The 20,776-nt window shown below is 69.8% G+C and carries 23 protein-coding genes and 1 pseudogene; 18 read left to right on the top strand and 6 right to left on the bottom strand.

The window, feature by feature from the left end; all coding sequences use genetic code 11:
• Nucleotides 1–6: 6 nt before the first annotated feature.
• Nucleotides 7–1,347: a nicotinate phosphoribosyltransferase gene (locus ACQCSX_RS07965; RefSeq protein ID WP_427018467.1), complete on the bottom strand. Its 1,341-nt coding sequence runs from the start codon at nt 1,345–1,347 to the stop codon at nt 7–9.
• Nucleotides 1,348–1,385: 38 nt separating this feature from the next.
• Here ACQCSX_RS07965 and clpS point away from each other — a divergent pair, with 38 nt between their 5' ends.
• From clpS to rdgB, 6 genes are all read left to right on the top strand, one after another.
• Entirely contained in the window at nt 1,386–1,691 is a 306-nt protein-coding gene (gene clpS / locus ACQCSX_RS07960) for an ATP-dependent Clp protease adapter ClpS (protein WP_427018466.1), read from the top strand.
• Nucleotides 1,684–2,247: a DUF2017 domain-containing protein gene (locus ACQCSX_RS07955; RefSeq protein WP_427018465.1), complete on the top strand. Its 564-nt coding sequence runs from the start codon at nt 1,684–1,686 to the stop codon at nt 2,245–2,247. The genes clpS and ACQCSX_RS07955 overlap by 8 nt, the downstream gene beginning before the upstream one ends.
• A 173-nt stretch (nt 2,248–2,420) precedes the next feature.
• On the top strand, nt 2,421–3,347 hold the full coding sequence (gene murI, locus ACQCSX_RS07950) for a glutamate racemase (RefSeq protein ID WP_427019004.1): 927 nt from the start codon (nt 2,421–2,423) through the stop codon (nt 3,345–3,347).
• Entirely contained in the window at nt 3,344–4,141 is a 798-nt protein-coding gene (locus ACQCSX_RS07945; protein WP_427018464.1) for an MBL fold metallo-hydrolase, read from the top strand. Before murI ends, ACQCSX_RS07945 begins: the two co-directional genes overlap by 4 nt.
• A 297-nt stretch (nt 4,142–4,438) precedes the next feature.
• On the top strand, nt 4,439–5,185 hold the full coding sequence (gene rph / locus ACQCSX_RS07940; protein ID WP_427018463.1) for a ribonuclease PH: 747 nt from the start codon (nt 4,439–4,441) through the stop codon (nt 5,183–5,185).
• 2 nt (nt 5,186–5,187) lie between these two features.
• A complete protein-coding gene (rdgB, locus tag ACQCSX_RS07935) occupies nt 5,188–5,811 on the top strand; it encodes an RdgB/HAM1 family non-canonical purine NTP pyrophosphatase (protein WP_427018462.1) in 624 nt (207 codons plus the stop codon).
• Nucleotides 5,812–5,895: 84 nt separating this feature from the next.
• Here rdgB and ACQCSX_RS07930 read toward each other — a convergent pair whose 3' ends face one another.
• Nucleotides 5,896–6,582, bottom strand: a complete 687-nt coding sequence (locus tag ACQCSX_RS07930; RefSeq protein ID WP_427019003.1) for a VTT domain-containing protein — start codon at nt 6,580–6,582, stop codon at nt 5,896–5,898.
• A gap of 120 nt (nt 6,583–6,702) precedes the next feature.
• A complete protein-coding gene (locus ACQCSX_RS07925) occupies nt 6,703–7,071 on the bottom strand; it encodes a VOC family protein (protein ID WP_427018461.1) in 369 nt (122 codons plus the stop codon).
• A 93-nt stretch (nt 7,072–7,164) separates the two neighbouring features.
• Here ACQCSX_RS07925 and ACQCSX_RS07920 point away from each other — a divergent pair.
• From ACQCSX_RS07920 to ACQCSX_RS07900, 5 genes and pseudogenes are all read left to right on the top strand, one after another.
• Nucleotides 7,165–7,326: pseudogene (locus tag ACQCSX_RS07920) on the top strand (helix-turn-helix transcriptional regulator); the annotation flags it as partial.
• Between the two features lie 419 nt (nt 7,327–7,745).
• Complete coding sequence (locus tag ACQCSX_RS07915; protein ID WP_427018460.1) at nt 7,746–8,186, top strand: helix-turn-helix transcriptional regulator; 441 nt, start codon at nt 7,746–7,748, stop codon at nt 8,184–8,186.
• 9 nt (nt 8,187–8,195) lie between these two features.
• Nucleotides 8,196–9,176, top strand: coding sequence for an exonuclease domain-containing protein (locus tag ACQCSX_RS07910; protein ID WP_427018459.1), 981 nt, complete (start codon nt 8,196–8,198; stop codon nt 9,174–9,176).
• A gap of 9 nt (nt 9,177–9,185) precedes the next feature.
• Nucleotides 9,186–9,620 (top strand): MmcQ/YjbR family DNA-binding protein, encoded by a 435-nt coding sequence (locus tag ACQCSX_RS07905; RefSeq protein ID WP_427018458.1) that lies wholly within the window; start codon nt 9,186–9,188, stop codon nt 9,618–9,620.
• 39 nt (nt 9,621–9,659) lie between these two features.
• Entirely contained in the window at nt 9,660–10,205 is a 546-nt protein-coding gene (locus ACQCSX_RS07900; RefSeq protein WP_427018457.1) for a DUF4395 domain-containing protein, read from the top strand.
• Here ACQCSX_RS07900 and ACQCSX_RS07895 read toward each other — a convergent pair.
• Nucleotides 10,186–11,274: an ADP-ribosylglycohydrolase family protein gene (locus ACQCSX_RS07895; protein ID WP_427018456.1), complete on the bottom strand. Its 1,089-nt coding sequence runs from the start codon at nt 11,272–11,274 to the stop codon at nt 10,186–10,188. The genes ACQCSX_RS07900 and ACQCSX_RS07895 overlap by 20 nt on opposite strands.
• 63 nt (nt 11,275–11,337) lie before the next feature.
• Between ACQCSX_RS07895 and ACQCSX_RS07890 the strand changes: the two genes are divergently transcribed.
• The 6 genes from ACQCSX_RS07890 (at nt 11,338) to ACQCSX_RS07865 (ending at nt 18,940) form a co-directional block, all read left to right on the top strand.
• Entirely contained in the window at nt 11,338–11,694 is a 357-nt protein-coding gene (locus ACQCSX_RS07890) for a YidH family protein (protein ID WP_427018455.1), read from the top strand.
• Nucleotides 11,691–12,092, top strand: a complete 402-nt coding sequence (locus ACQCSX_RS07885; protein WP_427018454.1) for a DUF202 domain-containing protein — start codon at nt 11,691–11,693, stop codon at nt 12,090–12,092. Before ACQCSX_RS07890 ends, ACQCSX_RS07885 begins: the two co-directional genes overlap by 4 nt.
• Before the next feature lie 192 nt (nt 12,093–12,284).
• Nucleotides 12,285–13,235: an aquaporin gene (locus tag ACQCSX_RS07880; protein WP_427018453.1), complete on the top strand. Its 951-nt coding sequence runs from the start codon at nt 12,285–12,287 to the stop codon at nt 13,233–13,235.
• A 75-nt stretch (nt 13,236–13,310) separates the two neighbouring features.
• Entirely contained in the window at nt 13,311–14,465 is a 1,155-nt protein-coding gene (locus ACQCSX_RS07875; RefSeq protein WP_427018452.1) for an exonuclease SbcCD subunit D, read from the top strand.
• Complete coding sequence (locus ACQCSX_RS07870; protein WP_427018451.1) at nt 14,462–17,596, top strand: AAA family ATPase; 3,135 nt, start codon at nt 14,462–14,464, stop codon at nt 17,594–17,596. Before ACQCSX_RS07875 ends, ACQCSX_RS07870 begins: the two co-directional genes overlap by 4 nt.
• A 69-nt stretch (nt 17,597–17,665) precedes the next feature.
• Nucleotides 17,666–18,940 carry an MFS transporter gene (locus ACQCSX_RS07865; RefSeq protein ID WP_427018450.1) on the top strand — a complete coding sequence of 425 codons (1,275 nt, stop codon included), beginning with the start codon at nt 17,666–17,668 and terminating at the stop codon, nt 18,938–18,940.
• A 12-nt stretch (nt 18,941–18,952) separates the two neighbouring features.
• On the opposite strand, the gene ACQCSX_RS07860 is transcribed toward ACQCSX_RS07865, so the two are convergent.
• On the bottom strand, nt 18,953–19,114 hold the full coding sequence (locus tag ACQCSX_RS07860; RefSeq protein WP_427018449.1) for a hypothetical protein: 162 nt from the start codon (nt 19,112–19,114) through the stop codon (nt 18,953–18,955).
• Nucleotides 19,115–19,297: 183 nt separating this feature from the next.
• Here ACQCSX_RS07860 and ACQCSX_RS07855 point away from each other — a divergent pair.
• Nucleotides 19,298–20,141, top strand: a protein-coding gene (locus ACQCSX_RS07855; RefSeq protein WP_427018933.1) for an IS5 family transposase whose coding sequence is annotated in 2 segments (ribosomal slippage) — nt 19,298–19,603 and nt 19,605–20,141 — 843 coding nt in all. Because the reading frame shifts where the segments join, the coding sequence is not laid out codon by codon here.
• Here ACQCSX_RS07855 and ACQCSX_RS07850 read toward each other — a convergent pair.
• Nucleotides 20,138–20,596: a GNAT family N-acetyltransferase gene (locus tag ACQCSX_RS07850; RefSeq protein WP_427018448.1), complete on the bottom strand. Its 459-nt coding sequence runs from the start codon at nt 20,594–20,596 to the stop codon at nt 20,138–20,140. The genes ACQCSX_RS07855 and ACQCSX_RS07850 overlap by 4 nt on opposite strands.
• Between the last annotated feature and the right edge of the window lie 180 nt (nt 20,597–20,776).

Here is a 20,776-nt window from a genome sequence, read left to right as displayed (position 1 = left end):
TGTGTCTTAACCTGCGGTGGAGGTGTATTCGTACTCGGTGGGGATGACGGGCTCACCGCGCTGGAGCCGTTTGGCCGCGCCGGGGAGCTCCGCCATGGAGGCGCTGTGCCGCTCGGCGGCCCGCCGCACGCCCTCGGCGCCGGTCCAGCCCGGGGCCAGCACGCCGTCCACCATGAAGGTCTCCACCAGGGCGCGGTCGTTGCCGTCGTCGGACGGCCGGGCGCCCACGCCCACGATCTCCGCAGTGGCCTTGCCACGGGCATCGATGCGGCGCATGGCGTATTTGTGGCCGCCCAGCGAGGCCTTGTTCTTGGCGGCCTTGGCCACGGAGACGAACTCGCCGCCGTCGCCCGTGCGGCTGACCAGCTTGTAGACCATGGAGGCGGTCGGGGCGCCGGAGCCGGTGACCAGCGAGGTCCCCACGCCGTAGGAATCCACCGGGGCCGAGGCCAGGGCCGCGATGGCGAACTCGTCCAGGTCCGAGGTCACGGTGATCCGGGTGTGGGTGTTGCCGAGGGCATCGAGCAGGGTGCGCACCTCGCGGGCCTGGGCCAGCAGGTCCCCGGAGTCCAGCCGGACGCCGCCCAGGGCGGGGCCGGCCAGCTCGACGGCGGTGCGGACGGCGGCCTCGACGTCGTACGTGTCCACCAGCAGCGTGGTGTCCTGGCCGAGGGAGGCCAGCTGCGCGGCGAAGGCCTCGCGCTCGGTGTCGTGCAGCAGCGTGAAGGAATGCGCGGCGGTGCCCAGGGTGCGGATGCCATAGCGCAACCCGGCCTCCAGGTTGGAGGTGCTCATGAAGCCGGCAATGACAGCGGCGCGGGAGGCGGCGACGGCGGATTCCTCGTGCGTGCGCCGGGAGCCCATCTCGATGCAGGGGCGCCCGCCGGCGGCACCGACCATCCGCGAGGCGGCGGAGGCGATGGCGGAATCGTGGTTGAGCACCGAGAGGACGTAGGTCTCCAGGATGCAGGCCTCGGCAAAGGTGGACTCGATGGTCAGGATGGGGGAGTTGGGGAAGTAGATTTCCCCCTCCGCGTAGCCGGTGACGGTGCCGGAGAACTTGAAATCGGCCAGCCAGGCCAGGGTCTCGTCGTTGACCACCTTGTGCTCGGCCAGGTACGCCAGCTCGGTGGGGCCGAAGCGGAACTGTGCCAGCCCCTCCAACAGGCGCCCGGTGCCGGCCACCACGCCGTAGCGCCGGCCATCGGGCAGCCGGCGGGCAAACGCCTCGAAGACGCTGCGCCGGTGCGCGGCGCCCGAATGCAGGGCGGCCTGGAGCATGGTGAGCTCGTAATGGTCGGTGAAGAGGGAGGTGCGGGGCTGGCCCCAACCAGGTGCGGTAGTCACGAAAATTACTCTAGTGCGCCCCGCACTAGAATGGACACATGAGCGTCAGCACAGCCCCGGAGACATCCCGGGACACCGAAATCTTTGAGCTGAGTGCTCCGGACATCCCGTGGATGCTGATCGTCTGGAACGATCCCGTCAACCTGATGAGCTACGTCAGCTACGTCTTTGAAAGCTACTTTGGCTACTCGCCGGAAAAGGCGGCAACGCTGATGATGCAGGTCCACACGGAGGGCAAGTCCGCCGTCGCCCACGGCTCCAAGGAGAAGATGGAAGCGCATGCGGTGGCCATGCACGGCTACGGACTCTGGGCCACCGTCCAAAAGGACGGCCAGCGTGGCTAGGGCCTTCAGCAACGGCCGCAAGGGCATCACCGGGCATCTGGAGGCCGCGGAGCGGGACCTGTTGCGCAACCTCTTCGCCGACATCATCACCATGCTCGAACCCGAGACCCCGGCCCACACTGACCCGCTGGCCGCGCTGATCGGGCTGGACATGGATGTGCAGGCGCCGCGGGATCCGGCCATGCGCCGGCTGCTGCCGGATGTGGTGCGCGACGACGACGCCGCCGCGCTGGAGTTCCGCCAGCTCACCGAGCGCTCGCTGCGGGAGACGAAGATCGGCGCCCTGCGCGCTGCCTCGCTCGCACTGGAGTCCGAGAAGCTGGTGCTGGACGCCGACGCCGCCCGGCTGTTCGCGATGGCGCTCAACGATGTCCGCCTGGTGCTGGCCGAGCGGCTGGAGATCCGCGACGAGGCCGATGCGGACCGGATCACCGAGATCCACGACGCCGCCGAGGCCGAGGACGTGGATTCCTATCTGGCCCTGGTCTACAACTTTGCCTCCTGGCTGCAGGAGGGCCTGGTCCAGGCCATGCTGGCAGAGGTCCGCGGAAAGTAGCGGCACGCCCCTTCGGCAAACAAGCCGCTGTGGCGAACCGGCCCTTGTGATCAACAAGACCAACGCAAAAGTTCTTCCGTGCCCGGCGGAGGACCTATTCTAGGACGATCATGAGCCATGCATCGAGGGGACCCCAGGACGGCCGCGCCGGCACCGTGCCGCAGCGCCAGGAGATGGCCGAGCGGCCCATCGGAATCTTCGATTCCGGGGTGGGCGGGCTGACCGTGGCGCGCGCCGTCATCGACCAGCTGCCCAACGAATCCATCTTGTACGTGGGGGACACGGCCAACGGCCCGTACGGCCCGCTGCCCATTGCCGAGGTCCGCGCCAACGCCTTGGGCGTGATGGACGAGCTGGTGGATTCCGGAGTGAAGCTGCTAGTCATCGCCTGCAATTCCGCCTCCGCCGCCGTGCTGCGCGATGCCCGCGAACGCTACACCGCCCGCTACGGCATCCCCGTCATCGAGGTCATCCAGCCGGCCGTCCGCCGCGCCGTGGCCGCCACCCGCTCGGGCCGGGTGGGCGTCATTGGCACCTCCGCCACGGTGGGCTCGCGCGCCTATGATGACACCTTTGCCGCGGCGCCGGACCTGCACATCACCTCGGCCGCCTGCCCCGACTTTGTCCGCTTCGTGGAGTCGGGCATCACCGCCGGCCCCGAGTTGCTCTCCACCGCCGAGCGGTACCTGGCCCCGCTCCGGGACGCCGGCGTGGACACACTGGTGCTCGGTTGCACGCACTACCCGCTGCTGACGGGTGTCATCTCCTACGTCATGGGGGACTCGGTCACACTGGTCTCCAGCGCCGAGGAAACCGCCAAGGACGTCTACAAGGCCCTGGTCAGCCACGACCTGGAACGCGTCTCCGGGCTGGCCCCGCGGCACAACTTCCTCTCCACGGGCGACGCCGGCAGCTTTGGCGTGCTGGCCCGCCGGTTCCTGGGCCCCGAGGTGCTCAGCGTGGAGCAGGTGACGCATGTCTCTGCGCACTATCCCACCGGATCGATGGCGCGGATCACCCCGGAAATGATCGCGGCGGCCAAGCTGGAACGGCCGCGGATCTCCAATTTTGTCTTGAACGAGCCCGGGGAGCACGGATGAAACTGACCATTGTGGGCTGCAGCGGCTCCTTTCCCGGGCCCCAGTCGCCGGCATCGTGCTACCTGCTTACGGCGCACGACGGCGAGCGGCCTTGGCGCATCCTGCTGGATTTGGGCAGCGGCGCCCTGGGCGCGGTGCAGAAGTACATGGACCTGGAGGACATCGACGGCATCTTCCTGACCCACCTGCACCCGGACCACTGCATGGACCTGTGCGGGCTGCACGTGGCCGTGCGCTGGAACCCCGAGGGCTGGAATGCCGGCCGCATCCCCGTCTGGGGGCCGGCGGCGACGGCGGACCGGCTGGCCACCGCCTACGGCCTGCCGCTGGACCCGGGCATGCGCGAGGAATTCGACTTCCGGCTCTGGAGCGAGCGCGAGCCGGTGAAGATGGGCCCGTTCACCATCACCCCCTATGCCGTCAACCACCCCATCGAGGAGTCGTACGCGCTGCGCGTGGACGTCACCGAATACGACGGAACAGGCGTCGACCGTTCCGTCACGCTGGCCTACTCCGGCGACACCGATTCCTGCCAGGGGCTGGAGGATGCGGCCAAGGACGCGCACTTCTTCCTCTGCGAGGCGGCCTTCCAGGAGGGCCGCGACGACGGCATCAAGGATGTCCACCTGACCGGCAAGCGTGCCGCCCAGGCCGCCACCCGGGCCAACGCCCGCCGCCTGCTGCTGACCCACCTGCCGGTCTGGACCGATGCCGGCACGGTGGTGGCCGAGGCCCGCGCCGAGTTCGCTGGCGACGTGGCCGTCGCCGTCGCGGGCGTGCACTACACGATCTGAGCCGCCCCGGATCTCCACGCGGCCGCAAGCGGCCTTGGTCGATCACCGTGGTTTTCGGTGGTCGACCAAGCGAGGAACGAGCGCGTGGAGACCCGAGTGGCCCGCCGCGCCCCGCGGCGGCGGCCGTCCAGGACGCACAACTGCATCCATGACGCCGCTTCCCGTTCATGACACGACCACTACTGCGTCCTGAACGGGATTCGATGTCGGTCGCGGCCGTGGACGGTGGCCTGGCCGGGTTTCGGTTCCCGTTCGCTCCGCTCAACCAGCGGGGGCCGGGTTCGGTAGGCTTGGGTCATGACTTCGCCTGAAACCACAGTCCTGCGCGCCGACGGCCGCACCCCCGACCAGCTCCGCGACATCAGCATCACCCGAGGCTGGTCCAAGCAGGCCGAAGGCTCCGCGCTGATCGAGTTCGGCAACACCCGCGTGCTCTGCACCGCCTCGCTGACCGCCGGCGTGCCGCGCTGGCTCAAGGGTGAGGGCCGCGGCTGGGTCACGGCCGAGTACGCCATGCTCCCGCGCGCCACCAACACCCGTTCGGACCGCGAGTCCGTCAAGGGCAAGATCGGTGGCCGCACCCACGAGATTTCCCGCCTGATCGGCCGCTCGCTGCGCTCCATCATCGACACCAAGGCCCTGGGCGAGAACACCATCGTGCTGGACTGCGATGTCCTGCAGGCCGACGGCGGCACCCGCACCGCCGCCATCACCGGCGCCTATGTGGCCCTGGCCGACGCCATCCACTACGCCCGCGAGAACAAGCTGATCGCCAAGAACGCCCAGCCGCTGATCGACACCGTGGCGGCCGTCTCGGTGGGCATCATCGACGGCGTGCCCATGCTGGACCTGCCCTACGTTGAGGACGTCCGTGCCGAGACCGACATGAACGTCGTCGTCACCGGATCCGGGAAGTTTGTTGAGGTCCAGGGCACCGCCGAGGGCGCACCCTTCGACCGCGACGAGCTGAACAACCTGCTGGACCTGGCCCTGCTGGGCACCGCCCAGCTGTCCCAGATCCAGCGCGACACCCTGGGCCTGTAGCCGTGGCAGCAACGCCGCGCCTGGTGCTGGCCACCCACAACCAGGGCAAGCTGCGCGAGCTCCGCGAGCTCCTGCGCGGCCAGGTCCCCGGCCTGGACGTGGACACGCAAGTGGTCGACGCCGGTGCCGTGGGTGCGCCCGACGTCAAGGAAACCGGCACCACCTTTGCCGAGAACTCGCTGCTGAAGGCCCTCGCCGTCGCCCGCCACACGGGCCTGCTGGCCATCGCCGACGATTCCGGCCTGGCCGTTGACGTGCTGGGCGGGGCGCCGGGGATCTTCTCGGCGCGCTGGGCCGGTGCGCACGGGAACGACGGCGACAACCTGGCGCTGCTGCTGGCCCAGCTGGCCGACATCGACGCCGCCCACCGCGGAGCGGGCTTTGTCTGCGCCGCGGCCCTGGCCAGCCCGGACGGATCGGTGGAGGTGGTGGAGCGCGGCGAGCTGCGCGGCACCCTGCTCACGGCACCCCGCGGCGCGGGCGGCTTCGGCTACGACCCGATCCTGCAGCCGGTGGGCATGGACCGCAGCTGCGCCGAGCTGGCCCCGGCGGAGAAGAACGCCATCAGCCACCGCGGCCAGGCCTTCCGGGCGCTGCTGCCGCATATCATTTCCGCACTGGCCTAGGCCTCGCGCCGGCCTCTCCCGGGGGCGATAAGCCAAGCAAAAAGAGGGGCACCCGGCGGGTGCCCCTCTTTGTGTGCGGAACCCTTAGTTCCCGGCGGTGCTCTTGCCAGCCGCCTTGCGCTTGGCGAAGTAGGCCTTTGCCAGCTCGATGAGGATCGGCAGCACGGAGACCAGAACGATCAGGATAAAGATGATGTCCAGGTTCTTCTGGACAAAGGGAACCTTGTCGCCCAGGATGAAGCCCAGCAGCGTCACGCCGCCGGCCCAAAGCACCGCGCCGATGGCGTTGAACAGGGCGAAGTGCCTGCGCTCCATCCCGGCCACACCGACGATCACCGGCACGAAGGTGCGCACGATCGGCACAAAACGGGCCAGAATCAACGCCTTGCCGCCGTGCTTTTCAAAGAAGGCGTGGGCGTGGGCCACATGCTCCTGCTTGAACAGCCTCGAATCCGGTTTGTTGAAGATCGAGGGACCGGCTTTGGCGCCGATCATGTAGCCCACCTGGTTTCCGACAAACGCGCAGATGACCAGCAAGACCATCATGAACACGATGTTGAACTGGATGGTTCCCGTTGCCACCAGCAGGCCGGCGGTGAACAACAGGGAATCGCCGGGCAGGAAGAACCCCACCAGCAGGCCGGTCTCGGCAAAGATGATGGCACAGGCGACCAAGACAACCCACGGGCCCAGAGCGGAGTTGCTCAGGATGACCTGCGGGTCCAGCCACGGCGGCAGGAAGCCCATCGGGGCGGGGCCGTGCCCCAACATGGTGGGCGCGGCAAAGTCACTGAGGGCAGAAAGTATCACCCTTCAAGGGTACGGGACGGGCCCGCGGCCCCGGCTCCACCCGTGGGTGGAGATCGCCACGGGACGGGCCCGCGCCCCGTACTAGGCGTCCCGCGGACACACCCTGATGCGGTGGCCATCCGGATCCAGGGCCACGAAGGTGCGGCCAAAGACGTCGTCGTGCGGATCCTGCTCGATGGGGATGCCCCGGCCGGTCCAGTCCCGGTGCATGGCATCCACGGCGCCGTCGCCGGAGACCAGAAAGGCGATCTCGCTGCGGAACCCGGTCTCGGCAAACGGCGCGCCGATCCGGTGGTGCGCCCACAGGCTGAGCAGCATGCCGTGGCCGATGTCGAAGGCCACGTAGCCGGGGAAGCTGGCCACCGGTTCCTGGCCGAGCAGGTCGGTGTAGAACGTGGCGCTGGCCTGTGGGTCCTTGACGTAGAGCAGGAACAGATTGGGCGTGGGCATGGCGGTCTCCTTCGGACGGTTTCTCGGTGGCTGGTTCCACGCTAGAAGCAATACCTGACATCCTTTGTCAGGTTTCTTTGGCATTCTTCGGTGATGAAGGCCTCACGTCTGCTCTCCATCCTGCTGGCGCTGCAAACCCGCGGCACCGTCTCCGCCGTCGAGCTCTCCACCCTGCTGGAGGTCTCGACGCGGACCATTTTGCGCGATGTGGAGGCGCTGTCCGCGGCCGGGGTTCCCGTCTACACCGAGCGCGGGCGCCACGGCGGCGTCGCGCTGCTGCCCGGCTACCGCATGGATGTGGCGGGGCTGACGGATCCCGAGGCCGCCGCCCTGTTCCTGATGTCCACCGCTGCGGCCCACGAGTCGCTGGGGCTGGGCCCGGCCCAGGCCACCGCCGTGCAAAAGCTGCTGGCGGCGCTGCCGGCGGCCCGCCGGTCCGGTGCCGAGGCCATGATGCGGCACCTGCTGATCGAACCGTCCGGCTGGATGCGGCCCGGGCCCGCGCGGCACGGGCCCGCGCGGCACGGGCCCGGTGTCGAGGTGGAACGGCTCAAGGATGCCGTCTTTGCCCAGCAGCGGCTGCGGATCGGGTACCGGCACAGTGGCGCGGCAACGGTGCGGCGCTACACCCTTGATCCCTACGGGCTGGTGGCCAAGGGCGGCGTCGGTACCTCGTGGCCGAATGCGGCGGGACGCCACGGCTTTTCCGGGCGGAGCGGATCCAATCCTGCACCGTGCTGGAGGAGCCGGTCCGGCTTCCCGGGAACCGCACGCTCAAGGAGGTCTGGGCGGAGCTGAAGTCCGACGTCGAGGGCCGCGCGGGCGCCCTGCGGGTCGCGGCCCTGGTGCACCGGGACACCCTCGACATGTTTTCCCGCATCACCGCCGGCTTTTTGGTGTCGGTGGCGGAGCCGGCGGAAGGTGGCTGGCCGGTGGTGGAACTGGCCTACCCCGAGGTCCGGGCGGTGCACCAGCTCCTGCAATTCGGCCCCCATGTCCGCATCACCGGGCCGCCCGAGGCCGTGGCCGAGCTGCGGGACTGGGCCCGGCGGGCCTGGCTGGCCCAGTCGGACGCCGAGGGCACACCGGAGGCACCCTCTGGGATCAGCGGGTAGCCTTGATGGGTGCCCCTGGACTTCACTGCAATAGACTTCGAAACCGCCAACGGATTCCGTGGCTCGCCCTGCTCCGTCGGATTGGTCAAGGTCCGCGACGGCCTGGTGGTGGACGAGGCCTATTGGCTGATGCGCCCGCCGGCCGGCCACGACCACTTTGATCCGCGCAATATGCAGATCCACGGGATCACCTCCGCCGACGTGGCGGCGGCCCCGCGCTTTGCCGGCATCTACCCGCAGCTTGAGGACTTCATCGGCACCGACACGGTGGTTGCCCACAACGCCGCGTTCGACGTCGGGGTGATCCGCTCCGCGCTGGAGGTCTCCGGACTGCCGGGCCCCGCCTTCGACTACGCCTGCACCGTGGTGCTCTCGCGCAGGAGCTACTCGCTGCCGTCCTATTCGCTGCCGTTCGTGGCCGAGGCCGCCGGTGTTGCGCTGGTCAACCACCACGACGCCGTCGAGGACGCCCGGGCGTGCGCCGGGATCATGGTGGACATCGCCCGCCGGCACGGCGCCGGGTCCGTGGCAGGCGTCTTTGGCGCCCTGGGCCTGGCCGTGCCGCGCCAGCACGGCTACGATCCCGCCGTCGACGAGCTCTCCAAGCCCACCCGCGCCGCGCTGCTGCGGGCCCAGAATCCGGAGGCTGCACCGCCGGCGTTTTCCGGCTGGCCGGATGAGGGCGCGAACCCGGAGGCCAACCTGTCCGCCGACCCCGCGCACCCGCTCTTCGGGCAGACGGTGGTCTTCACCGGCAACCTTGGCCTGCCGCGCGGCACCGCCAAGGCCCGCGCCGCCGAGCTCGGCGCCCAGCCCGCCAGCAACGTCACGCGCAAGACCACCGTGCTGGTGGTGGGCGGCGGCTTTGCGGCCGCGGACCTGCGCTCGGGCCGCGTGACGTCCAAGGCGCGCCGGGTGCTGGACCTCCAGCAGCGCGGCCAAGGCATTGAAGTCCTTTCCGAGGGCGAATTCATGCAGATGATTGCCTAGCCTGGCCTCATGGCCCACCCTCAGATGTACGACGACGCCGATCCGGCCCTGGCGCGGCTGCGCGCCATAGCCCTGGCGTTTCCGGAGGCCGTGGAGAAGATGGCCTTCGGCCGGCCCACCTTCCGGGCCGGAAGGATCTTCGCCTACTACGGCCAGGGCCAGACGGGCCATCCGCGGCCCGCGTCCATCCAGATCCTGCCCGACGAGGCGGAACGGCCCGCCCTGCTGGCGGACCCGCGCTGCTACATCCCGTCCTACATCGGTCCGTACGGCTGGCTGGGGCTGGATCTGAGCGTGGCCGATCCCGACTGGCAGGAGATCGCCGAGCTGGTGGATTCCTCCTACCGGCGCATCGCCCCGGCCCGGCTGCTGGCCGTGTTGGCGGAGCGGGGCTCGCCGGCGGACCGGTCCATGGATCCTCCGGAACGTCACCCGGAGCAATAAAGCTACCTGCCTGCGCCTGGCGGCTCCTACCCTTGGGCTATGTCCCCGATCTTCGAGCAGGTCCCCGCCGCCACAGGCTTCATTGCACCGCCTGCACCCTCGAGGCTCAGGCGGTTCTTTGCCTTCCCCAACCCGGTGAACGAGTACGCGGCCCGCTGCACGGCAGCGATCGTGGTGGTGCTGTCGCTGGCGGCTTTGCTGACCGGAGCCGGCTGGCTGCTGGTGGCCATCGCCGCCGGCTTTGTGCTCCGGGTGGCCTTTGGCCCCCGCATCTCACCGGCGGCGCTGCTCTCCGTGAAGGTCTTGGCCCCGCGTTTCGGCGCGCCCAGGCTGGTGCCCGGACCGCCCAAGCGCTTTGCCCAGGGCATCGGTGCGGCAATGTCGATCGCCGCCGCGGTGCTGTTCTTTGCCGGGGCGCCGCTGGGCGCCTGGGTCCTGGTGGGCCTGCTGGTGGTTGCGGCATCGCTGGAGGCCTTCGCCGGGTACTGCCTGGGCTGCGCCATCTTCGGTGCGCTGGTGCGCGGGGGACTGGTCCCCGCCAGCGTGTGCGAGGCTTGCGTCGACGTCAGCCTTCGGAGCCGGTGACCCGCAGCAACTCCGCACCCATCGCACGGACCAGGGCCGGTGCCTCGGAGAGCGCCAGCCAGGCCTGCGGAAGCGCATCCTCGCCGTAGTAGGCACCCAGAATGTTGCCGGCGATCGAGCCGGTGGAATCGCTGTCGCCGTCGTGGTTGACGGCCACGCGCACGGCGGAGAGGAAATGCTCCACGGGCGAGGTGGCCGCCGCGGCGGTTGCCAGCACCGCATACAGGCCGATGGCCAGTGCCTCCTCGGCCACCCAGCCCTCGCCCAGGGCTGCCGTCATCGCCTCCGGCGCCAGGAGCGGGGAGACCGAGAGCTGCAGGGCCGCATCCAGCCGGCGCAGCAGATCGGGATCGGCCTTGCGCTCGGCGGCGGCCCGTTCGCGGGCGGCTGCGGCTGCGGCTCGCAGATCCAGCCCCTGCACCGCAATGGCATGGATCAGCAGGCTGAAGGCGCCGGAGCTCTGCCGTGCGGACGGGTGGCCGTGCGTGAGCGAGGCGGCATCGGAGCTGAGCTTGTAGGCGGCCTCGGCCGGGATGTGCGGCACCAGCCCGAAGGGGGCCGAGCGCATGACCGTGCCGCAGCCCTTGGAATCCGGATTGACCGGGCGGGCCTGGGTGCCCATCTCCCCGCTGGCCAGCCCGGACAGGCAGGCCTTGCCGGGGTGGCGGCGGTGGTGCAGCGTCTGCTGCGCATCAATCCAGCGCGGCAACGGCACCGGGGCATGGGCCGGGGCAGGTTCGCGCTGGGTGGCCAGCCAGCGCAGGTAGGCCAGCCACAGGCAGGCGTTGGCATCGGCGCCCACCCCCTCGTTGGCCCACTCCAGTGCCTCCACCATCCCGTCCACGGTGTAGAGGGTCATCTGGGTGTCGTCGGAAAAGTGCACCGGGCCCTCGGCCTGGGAGAGGTCCAGCAGACCGGCCATGCCGTAGCGGGCGCGGATGGCCGCCAGTGAATCAAACTCAACCAGATAGCCCAGTGAATCGCCCAGGGCGCCGCCCATCAGGGATCCCTGGACACGGGAGGCAAAGGTGGCGGGGTACGGGTGCGCAGTGGCGGCGGTGGAGTCCATGGAACCAATCTACCGGCACAGTAGACTCGGGGGAGTGCCCACCCCCACCTCCCAAGGAGACCCATGCGCGAGCCCGCTTGGCGCCGCACCGGAAACACTCCGGACTACCGCTTTTCGCTCGCCAACGAGCGCACCTTCCTGGCCTGGATCCGCACGGCGCTGGCCCTGCTGGCCGGCGCCGTCGCCCTGGACCAGCTGGCCCCGCAATTCGCCCCCGGCGTGCTGCGCGTGCTGCTGTGCCTGGCGCTCGCGGGCATCGGCGCCGTGCTGGCCATCGTCAGCTACCGGCGCTGGAGCGCCCAGGAGCAGGCCATGCGCCATAACCGGGAGCTGCCGCACTCATGGATGCTGCTGGGCATGAGCGTGGTGGTCTCCGCCGCCGCGCTGGTGGTCGCCATCCTCATCCTGCTGCACCGGTGAGCGAAGCACTCAACCGCGACCCGGGCCTGCAGCCCGAGCGCACGGCGCTGGCCTGGCGACGGACGCTGCTGGCCGCCGCCGTCGCCGACCTGCTCATCTGGCGCGGATGGCTGACCTCGCTGGGCCGGGACCGGGCCGCCTCCACCGGGTTGGTGGAGCTCGATGTCTCCGCCCACAGCATTGGCCTGGGCGTCTGCGCCGCCCTGGCCTGCGCCGTGAGCCTGGTGCTGGTGGCCTGCGCGGTCCTGCGGATCCGGCTGTTGCACCGCGGCCACGCCATGGACCCCAACGATCTGGCCCCGCCGGCCTGGCTGCCGGGACTGTGCGCGGCCTCCGTCGTCGCCCTGACGGCGACGGCGATGGCCGCCATAGTGCTGGGCCTGCCCACGGGGCTGTAACCGGCCTTTGTGTCGGGCGTTTGTGACGGGCTTTGTGACGGGCGTTTGTGACCCCGGGTGGCCACCCAGCGGGACCGACACAGCTTACGCACACATTGGTGCAGTATCTTTTGTACCGCACTGCTCACGACCGACAATGCGCCGCGGCCACCGCCGCCGGCGCCGACCACCACCGAGAAGGATTCTTTCACCATGACTACACCCAGTTCAGTTGCGGACCAGGGCGCCAAGCCGGCAACGACCGCCACGGCCACGGCCGGGGGCTATTCGCTGGCCGGCCGGCTCGCTGCCGAGGGCCTGGGTACCTTCCTGCTGGTCCTTGCCGGTCTTGGCATCGCGCTGTTCAACGGGGCATCGAGCAATTTCCCGGTGGGCATCGGCTTCGGTCTGGCCCTGGTGGCCGGCATCATTGCCTTTGGCCACATGTCCGGCGGACACTTCAACCCGGCCGTGACGCTGGGTGCGGCGATTGTGGGCCGCATCAAATGGATCGATGCCCTCTGGTACGCCATCACCCAGGTGGTGTCCGCGGCGCTGGCGTCCGTGGTGCTGTTCAGCGTGCTGAAGGTCCTCCCGGCCATCACCGCCGGCAACGGCCAGCTGACCACCGCAACGCTCTTCAACTCCCTGGCCAACGGCTACGACACGCACTCGCCCAACGGCGTCGTGCTGGCCGGCGCCTTCCTGATCGAGGCCGTTGTCACGGCCGTCTTCGTGGCCGTGTTCCTGGCTGCCACCTCCCCGCGGGTCAACAACGTCCTGGCCCCGGTGGGCATCGGCCTGGCCTTCGCTGTGCTGCTCACCGTGGCGCTGCCGCTGACCAACGGTTCGCTGAACCCGGCCCGCTCCACCGCTGTCGTCTTCTTCGCCGACGGCTGGGCCACTGAGCAGCTGTGGCTGTTCTGGGTTGCCCCGCTGGTGGGTGCCGCCATCGCGGCAGTGACCTTCCGTGTCTTCACCCCTGCCGCGCCGGTTGCCGCCGTGGTGCCCGACGCCGGTGTTGACGACGAGGATGAGGACGAGGACGACGACGAGGTGGCGGTAGTTGCCGCCGTGGCGCCCGCTGCCGCCCTGCCGCAGCCGGTCCCGGCCGCGAACGATGCGCAGGACTTCTTCGACAAGCCGGAGACCGGGCGCGGCTAGCCCTTTTCCGAACACTCTTGTGCACCGCGGCTCCTTCCGGCATTTCCTGTCGGGGGGAGCCGTTAGCGTTGGTACATGCGTTTACTTCACACCTCCGATTGGCATTTGGGCCGGTCCTTCCACGGCGTGGGCATGTTGGCCGCCCAACGGCGCTTTGCCGCACAGCTTCTGGACACCGTGGAGCGCGAGGAGGTGGACGTCGTGCTGCTGGCCGGGGACGTCTACGACCGTGCCCTGCCTGGGGTGGACGTGGTGGCGTTGCTGGACGAGGTGTTGGCGGCGCTTTCGACCCGGGGTGTGGCGGTGGTGCTGACCAGCGGCAACCACGATTCCGCCACGCGGCTGGGCTTTGCCGGGCGGGTCATGGAGGCCGCCGGCATCCACCTGCGCACCCGCATTGCCGATCTTGACGCACCCGTCGTGCTGGACCTCGACGGCGCCCAGCTGGCCATCTACGGGCTGCCGTACCTGGAACCCCGGCTGGTGGCCGAGGCCCTGGACGTGGCCGAGCCCTCCCATTTTTCCGTCACGGAGGCCGCCCTGGCCCGGGTCCGGGCGGACCTTGCCACGCGCCCCGCCGGGACGCAGTCAGTGGTGCTGGCCCACACCTTTGCCAGCGGCGGCATCTCCAGCGCCAGCGAGCGGGAACTGAGCATCGGCGGGGTCGGTGCTGTGCCGCTGGACCTCTTCGACGGCTTCACCTACACCGCCCTGGGCCATCTGCACGGGCGGCAGACGCTGGCGGAGCGCGTGCGCTACAGCGGCTCCCCGCTGCCCTATTCATTCTCCGAGGCCCACCACGCCAAGGGCGCCTGGCTGGTGGAGCTCGACGGCGGCGGGCTAAGGTCCGTGGCGGCCGTGGACTGGCCGGCCGGGCGCCCGCTGGCCGTGCTGCGCGGACGGCTGGAGGATCTTCTCTCCGCCGAAGAGCATGCGTGGGCCGAAGCGGCGTATTGCCAGATCACGCTGACCGACGACGAGCGTCCGGCCCAGGCCATGGAGCGGCTGCGCGGGCGGTTCCCGGACACCCTGGTGCTGGGCTTTGAACCGGAGAACGCCAAGGACAAGGCGCAGCAGAACTACAGCCAGCGCGTGGCAGGCGCCGCCGACGAGGTCGAGCTGTGCTGCGGATTCCTGGAGCACGTCCGCTCCCGCGGCGCGTCGGAAGCGGAAGAGGCCGCCCTGGCCCGGGCCATTGAGGCCGCACGAGCACTGGAGGCTGCCCTGTGAGGATCCACCGTTTGGAAATCCAGGCCTTTGGCCCCTTTGCCCAGCGCCAGGTGGTGGACTTCGACCAGCTCGGGGCCCAGGGCCTCTTCCTGCTGAACGGTGCCACCGGCGCCGGCAAGACCAGCGTGCTGGACGCCATCTGCTACGCCCTCTATGGTTCGGTGCCCGGTGCCCGTGAGGGCGGGAAACGGCTGCGCAGCGACCACGCCCCGGAGGGTCTGGAACCGCAGGTGGTGTGCGAATTCAGCGCGCGCGGCCGGCACCTGGAGGTCACCCGCAGCCCGGCCTGGATGCGGCCCACCAAACGGGGCAGCGGCACCACCGAGCAGAAGGCACTGACCCACCTGCGGGAAAAGACCGCTGCGGGCTGGGAGGCCAAAACCGGGCGGAACGACGAGGCTGGGGCAGAGGTCACGGAACTGCTGGGCATGTCCATGGAGCAGTTCACCAAGGTGGTCCTGCTCGCCCAGGGGGATTTCGCCGCGTTCCTGCGTGCCTCCGCGAAGGACCGGCAGGAGCTGCTGCAGAAACTGTTCGGCACCGACATCTACGAAACCGTCCAGCAGCAGGTCCTGGACGAGGCCAGGACCGCGGCGGAGGAGCTGAAGGGCAGCGAAGACGCCGTCCTGGGCGCCGAGCGGCTGGCGCGCAGCCAGATTTCGGGTGTGCTGGCCACTGCGCCGGGCGGTTCCCGTGGTGCGGCTGGTGCGTTCGCTGCAACCGGATCCGACGACGGCGTGGATGCCGCTGCGGCTCCGGATTTGGAGCAGCTGCGGGGTGCGGTGCTCTTCGAGGCCCTGGCGGCCGCCGTCGATGCGGAGCTTGCCCTTGCCCGGGATGGAGCCGAAGCACAGTCAGCGGCCGCCGGGGAGGCGGCCGCTGCGCTGGAACTGGCCCAGGCCCGGCGCGGGCGGCAGGCCAAGCTCGCCGCGGCCAACGTCGAACGGGAGAGGCTGGCCGGACTTGAACCGGCCACCGCCACATGGAAAGCGGCGCTGGAACACCATGGGGCGGCGTCACTGCTGGCCCCGCATCTTGCCACGGTCCAGGCCGCCGAAGCGGACCAGGCAAAGGCGCTTGCCCGCCTCGATGCCGCCGTGGCTGCGGCCGCCGGAGCCCCGGAGGATGTGCGCGCCCTGCTGGAGTCCGACGCCGGGGGAATGGTGGAGTCCGAATCTCTGGACGCGGAGCACTTGGCGGGCCTGCACAGCCGGCTGACCGGCACGATGGCCGTTGTGGAAGCCGCGCTGCCCCAGGAGGAGCAGCTGCACCGGCTGCGGACCCAGTCCGAGGCCACGTCGCAGTCGCTGGCGGCCGCCCTGGCCGCCGCAGAGCTCAACGGCGCCGCCGCCCAGACGGCCGAGGCTGCCCACGCAGAGGCTTCGGCCTCACTGTCCGGGCTCGTTGAACTGGCTGGTCTGGCACCCGCGCGGGAGAAGGCCGCCGGGGAGGCGTCCGCGCAGGTGACAACGGTTGCGGCCCATGCGGCGCAGCAGAAACGCGTTGACAAGCTGGCCCAGAGCGACCTGTCGCTGCGCGAGGACGCCGTGGCGGCCAAGACGGCATGGCTGGCCGCCGTGGACCTGCGCCTGTCACTGGCTGCGGGTGAGCTTGCCGCCAAACTGGTGAACGGTGAACCCTGCCAGGTATGCGGCAGCAAGGAGCACCCCCGGCCTTCACCGCTGGCAGCCACCGGGGCCCAGGCGGCCGGCGAGGAGGCCGCCGCCAAGGAGTTGGCCGATGCCGCCGATGCCGCAGCGGTGCGCTCGTCGGCGGCGCTTGCCACTGCACGCCAGGAGCTGGCCGTGCTGGCAGGGCGCGGCGGCGCCGCGGACGCCAAGGCTGTCCGGGAGGCGGCTGATGCCGCCGCTGCCGATGCCTCGGCCGCAGCAGCCGCCGTCGTCGAACTCGCAACCCTGCGCGCCACCCTCGACGCACTGGACGCCACCTTGGAATCCGAGGCCGCCCTGGCCGCCGCGGCGCGCACCCAGGCCGCGGCACACGGTGCCACGGCGGCAGCGCAGCAGGACTCCATTGCCGCGGCCGAATCCGCGCTGGCCCAGGCCCGGGCGGGGTTCGATTCCCTGGCCGGGCGGCTGGCCCAGCTGGCCGCCGCCCGGGATCTGCTGGCGGCGCTGCTGGGATCCCTGCGCGCCCGCGACGCCGCCGCTACGGCACGCGCGGCGGCCGTCAACACCCTGGCCACCGCGCTGGAGCCCTCGCCCTTTGGGGACGCTGCCGCCGTCACGGCGGCGCTGTTGGGCGCCACCGAGGCCCGCGGGTTGGCGGAGAGGCTGGCCGGCTTTGAGGCGGACCGCATCCGCAACGAGGCGGTGCTGGCCTCCGAGGATGTCCGCGGGGCGCTGGCGGAGGAGGCCGGGGAAGTGGACGACGCGTCGCTCGACGCCCTGCGCGGGGCACACCAATCGGCGCAGCAGGCGGCCAAGGACGCCGCCCTCCGCGCCGGCCTGGTGGCCAATGCCGCCACGGCACTGGCCACCACTACGGCCCGGCATGCGGAGCTGGAAGACGGCGCGGCACCGCAGCGGGAGAAGGCCAGGCTGCTGCACGACCTCGCGGAGACCCTGCGGGGCAACGGCGAGAACTCGTACAAGATGACGCTGGCCAGCTATGTTCTGGCGGCCCGGCTGGAGCAGGTTGCCGTGGCGGCCTCGGAGCGGCTGGCCACCATGAGCGATGGCCGCTACACCCTCAGCCACTCCGATGCCCTGGCCGGCCGTGGGGCCAAGTCGGGGCTGGGCCTGGCCGTGGTGGACGAGTGGACGGGAATCCGCCGGGACACCGCCACGCTGTCCGGCGGCGAATCGTTCATGGCCTCGCTGGCCCTGGCCCTGGGGCTGGCGGACGTGGTCCAACAGGAGGCCGGGGGACTGGACATCGAAACGCTCTTTGTCGACGAGGGCTTTGGCAGCCTGGACGAGGCATCGCTGGAACAGGTCATGGACGCCCTGGAGGGATTGCGCGACAGCGGGCGCGTGGTGGGGCTGGTCAGCCACGTCGCGGACATGAAGCAGCGGATCCCCGCCCAGCTCCATGTCCACAAGGGACGCGCGGGGTCCACCCTGTCACTGGGGGAATCGGTGGCCGCCGCTGTGGGCGTGGCGGTATAATCCAAGCTGTATACGGGTTGTGCGCATCGGGTGGGGGGACGGTGCGCCAGTCAGCGATCCGGAAAACCCATGACCTCTCCAATTTCCACGCCCATCCACGCGCCGGCCAAGTCCACGGGGCGCTATGCCAAGCTCCCGCAGCTGGCCGGCCGCAGCTACATTCCCTTGGGCCTTTTCGCTCGCCTTCCGCTGGCCATGATGATCGTCGGCACCCTGACTCTCGTCACTGCCGTCAGCAGCTCCTATGCCATCGGCGGGTTTGCCGCCGGCGCCGTGGGCGTCGGCTCGGCCATCGGAGCTCCCACGCTGGGCTTCTTGGCGGACAAGCTGGGCCAGCGCCGGGTGTTGCTGGCTTCGGCCGTGCTCAACGCCCTGGCCGTCGCCGCCGTCGTGCTCCTGACCTACCTGGCCGGGACCTTTGATACCGGCCACACCATCGTGGTCCTGGCCTCCGCCCTGCTGGCCGGCGCCACCTCGCCACAGGTGGGACCCATGTCCCGCGTCCGCTGGATGGCCCTGAGCAAGCGGCTGCCGGCCGCGGAACGCGCGCCGCTGGTGGACACCGCCCTCTCCCTCGAAGGGACGGCGGATGAGATCACCTTTGTGCTGGGCCCGGCGCTGGTGGGTGTCCTTGCCTCGCTTGTCGCGCCCTGGCTGCCATTGGCACTGGCCGCCGTGATGACGGTGGTCCTCGTGTCCCTCTTCGCGGTCCACCCCACGGAGAAGGCCGTCCTCGCGCACCGCGCGCCCGGATCGGTTAATGGCGATACGCCGGCACCGAGTGAGACCATCAGCTGGCTCCGCGTCAGCATTCCGGTGGCGGCCATGCTGTGCATGGGCATGTTCTTCGGCGCCTCGCAGACGGCCATCAGTGCCTTCATGGGCGTGTTCGCTTCCGTCGACCAGACGGGCCTGATCTACGCGGTCATGGGCTTCAGCTCCGCCTTCACCGCGTTGTCCGTGGCCTATTGGCCAAGCTCCATCAGCCACCCGGTGCGCTGGGTGGCCATGTCTGCGCTGATGGTTTTGGGTACTGCCGGGCTGCTGCTGGCCGGCTCCGTGCCGATGATGGTGGGAATGCTGCTCCTGCTGGGCCTCCCGGTGGGCCCCACCATGGTCACCATCTTCAGTATTGGCGGCATCGTTGCCCCGGCACGCTGGATGGGCACCGTGATGACGGCGCTGGCCAGCGGCATTGTCGCCGGCACGGCCATTGGCTCGGCGATTGCCGGCTCCGTGGCCCAGACCTCCGGGTACCACGACGCCCTGCTGGTGCCCGTGGTGGCCGCCGGCCTGCTGTTCGTGCTGGGCTCCGTGACGGCGCTGGTGCTGCGCAAGCGCTGACGGTCCAGCCCGTCAGCGCTCCGTGTTTCCGGTGCCCTCGGTGGCCCGCAGCCGCGCAATCCGCAGCCGGAGGAATGTGATCACCAGGATCGGGACCCAGATGGCGAGGACGGCCACCACGGCAACCACGGCGAAGTAGAGAACGCCAAACAGACTGCCAAGAACTCCAAACACGGCACCCCCAATTGTTGTCCGCCCGCTCCTGGTGGGCAGGCGGCGGTGAATCCCCTGCTACCCACGGCCCACGCCGCTAGGGTGTGTCTCCTAATCAGTGGTTTTGCGGTTTGGCATGATTGATGGGTGCCTTCTCGCTATTCCGTGTTGTCCGATGCCCAGTGGGAGTCCATTGCCCCGTTGATGCCCGATTCGTCGGGGAAACCGGGCCGACCCTTCAACGACCACCGGCTGATGACCGAGGGCATCATCTACCGCTACCGGGCAGGGATCCCATGGCGTGATCTCCCTGCCTATTTCGGGTCGTGGAAGACCGTGTGGAAGCACCACCGCCGCAACGCCGCCAACGGGACCTGGGACAAGGTCCTGGCGGCGTTGCTGACCCGCGCGGACACGGCCGGGCTGATCAACTGGGAGGTCTCGATCGACTCCACGGTCAACCGTGCCCACCAGCACGGCACGAACCTGCCCCGCCACACAGGGGGACCTGTCGAATTACAGGAATCTGCTCGACGAGCCTGAGGACCATGCCATCGGCCGGTCCCGCGGCGGGCTGACCACCAAGATCCACGCCCTGGTGGATGGCAACATGCGTCCCCTGGTCCTGCTGCTGGGGCCGGGCCAGGGCGGGGACTCGCCGATGTTTGAGAACCTCATGGAGGCCCTGAAGGTAGAAAGGCCCGGTCCCGGCCGGGCCCGCACCCGCCCGGACCGGGCCATGGCCGACAAGGCCTATTCCTCCAAAGCAATCCGGGCGTACCTGCGCGGGCGGGGCATCGAGTGCGTTATCCCGGAAAAGGACGACCAGAAGGCCAACCGGAAACGCAAGGGCTCCGCCGGGGGACGCCCCGTCAGATACGACAGGGACGCCTACAAACGGCGCAATGTGGTCGAGCGCAGCTTCAACACCCTCAAGCAATGGCGGTCCCTGGCCACCCGCTACGACAAACTGGCCCTCACCTACCGCTCAGCGGCCGTCCTGCACGCCGTCGTCATCTGGAGCGCCGCATTGGGAGACACGCCCTAGGGTGCGGGCGTGCCGCCGGCGAGGGGGAGGTGCATGAAGACGCTGTGCGGATCAAGGGTGTAGCCGGCGAAGGGTAGGCAGTGGGTGAACCCGTGCCGGTGGTAGAGCCGCCGCGCCGGGGCAAAGAACTCCTCGCTTCCGGTCTCGAGGTAGAGGTGCTCGTAGTGGCGCCGCCGGGCTTCGTCCACGATCCGGGTGAGCAGGAGCGCGGCGGGGGTGGTGCGCATGGACTTGATTTCGCCCTGTTGGGCCGCCAGCTGCTTCAACGCCCCGCAGCCCAGCAGTCCGCCGGCCTCGCGTGCCGTCCACAACGTGATGTCCGGCCCGGACAGGGCCGAATGGTCCAGCGCGTGCACACTGTCGGCGGGCGAGGTGGCAAACAGGTCTGCCAGATGCTCGTTCAGCAATTGCCGGACGTCCTCCCGTGCCGGGTCGTCGCGCTCAATGTCAATCATGGCCACCAACCTACCGGTGTCCGGAGCGGCATACGCAACACGAGACACAGTCCCACCGTGAGCCACGCTAGCCACTTTGGCATCAAAGAAATGTTATGGTTTTTGGGCTTGGCGCTGTCCCAACGACAGGCCGGCGGCCACCAGTGTGGGCGGTAGAGCCACTGGTTTTTCCAGAATGCG

It is taken from the genome of Pseudarthrobacter sp. P1, from assembly GCF_050156935.1.
In the GTDB taxonomy this organism is placed as follows: Bacteria; Actinomycetota; Actinomycetes; order Actinomycetales; family Micrococcaceae; genus Specibacter.
The sequence above is the reverse complement of the archived record's forward strand: the minus strand, read 5'-3'. Positions and strand labels throughout refer to the sequence as shown.

Excerpts from the sequence above, each read along its gene's own strand:
- ACQCSX_RS07865 (WP_427018450.1), top strand. The coding sequence starts at position 17,666 with ATGACCTCTCCAATTTCCACGCCCATCCACGCGCCGGCCAAGTCCACG.
- ACQCSX_RS07890 (WP_427018455.1), top strand. The coding sequence starts at position 11,338 with ATGCGCGAGCCCGCTTGGCGCCGCACCGGAAACACTCCGGACTACCGC.
- ACQCSX_RS07945 (WP_427018464.1), top strand. The coding sequence starts at position 3,344 with ATGAAACTGACCATTGTGGGCTGCAGCGGCTCCTTTCCCGGGCCCCAG.
- rph (WP_427018463.1), top strand. The coding sequence starts at position 4,439 with ATGACTTCGCCTGAAACCACAGTCCTGCGCGCCGACGGCCGCACCCCC.
- ACQCSX_RS07880 (WP_427018453.1), top strand. The coding sequence starts at position 12,285 with ATGACTACACCCAGTTCAGTTGCGGACCAGGGCGCCAAGCCGGCAACG.
- ACQCSX_RS07875 (WP_427018452.1), top strand. The coding sequence starts at position 13,311 with ATGCGTTTACTTCACACCTCCGATTGGCATTTGGGCCGGTCCTTCCAC.
- ACQCSX_RS07905 (WP_427018458.1), top strand. The coding sequence starts at position 9,186 with ATGGCCCACCCTCAGATGTACGACGACGCCGATCCGGCCCTGGCGCGG.
- murI (WP_427019004.1), top strand. The coding sequence starts at position 2,421 with ATGGCCGAGCGGCCCATCGGAATCTTCGATTCCGGGGTGGGCGGGCTG.
- ACQCSX_RS07900 (WP_427018457.1), top strand. The coding sequence starts at position 9,660 with ATGTCCCCGATCTTCGAGCAGGTCCCCGCCGCCACAGGCTTCATTGCA.
- clpS (WP_427018466.1), top strand. The coding sequence starts at position 1,386 with ATGAGCGTCAGCACAGCCCCGGAGACATCCCGGGACACCGAAATCTTT.
- ACQCSX_RS07895 (WP_427018456.1), bottom strand. The coding sequence starts at position 11,274 with ATGGACTCCACCGCCGCCACTGCGCACCCGTACCCCGCCACCTTTGCC.
- ACQCSX_RS07850 (WP_427018448.1), bottom strand. The coding sequence starts at position 20,596 with ATGATTGACATTGAGCGCGACGACCCGGCACGGGAGGACGTCCGGCAA.
- ACQCSX_RS07925 (WP_427018461.1), bottom strand. The coding sequence starts at position 7,071 with ATGCCCACGCCCAATCTGTTCCTGCTCTACGTCAAGGACCCACAGGCC.
- ACQCSX_RS07930 (WP_427019003.1), bottom strand. The coding sequence starts at position 6,582 with ATGTTGGGGCACGGCCCCGCCCCGATGGGCTTCCTGCCGCCGTGGCTG.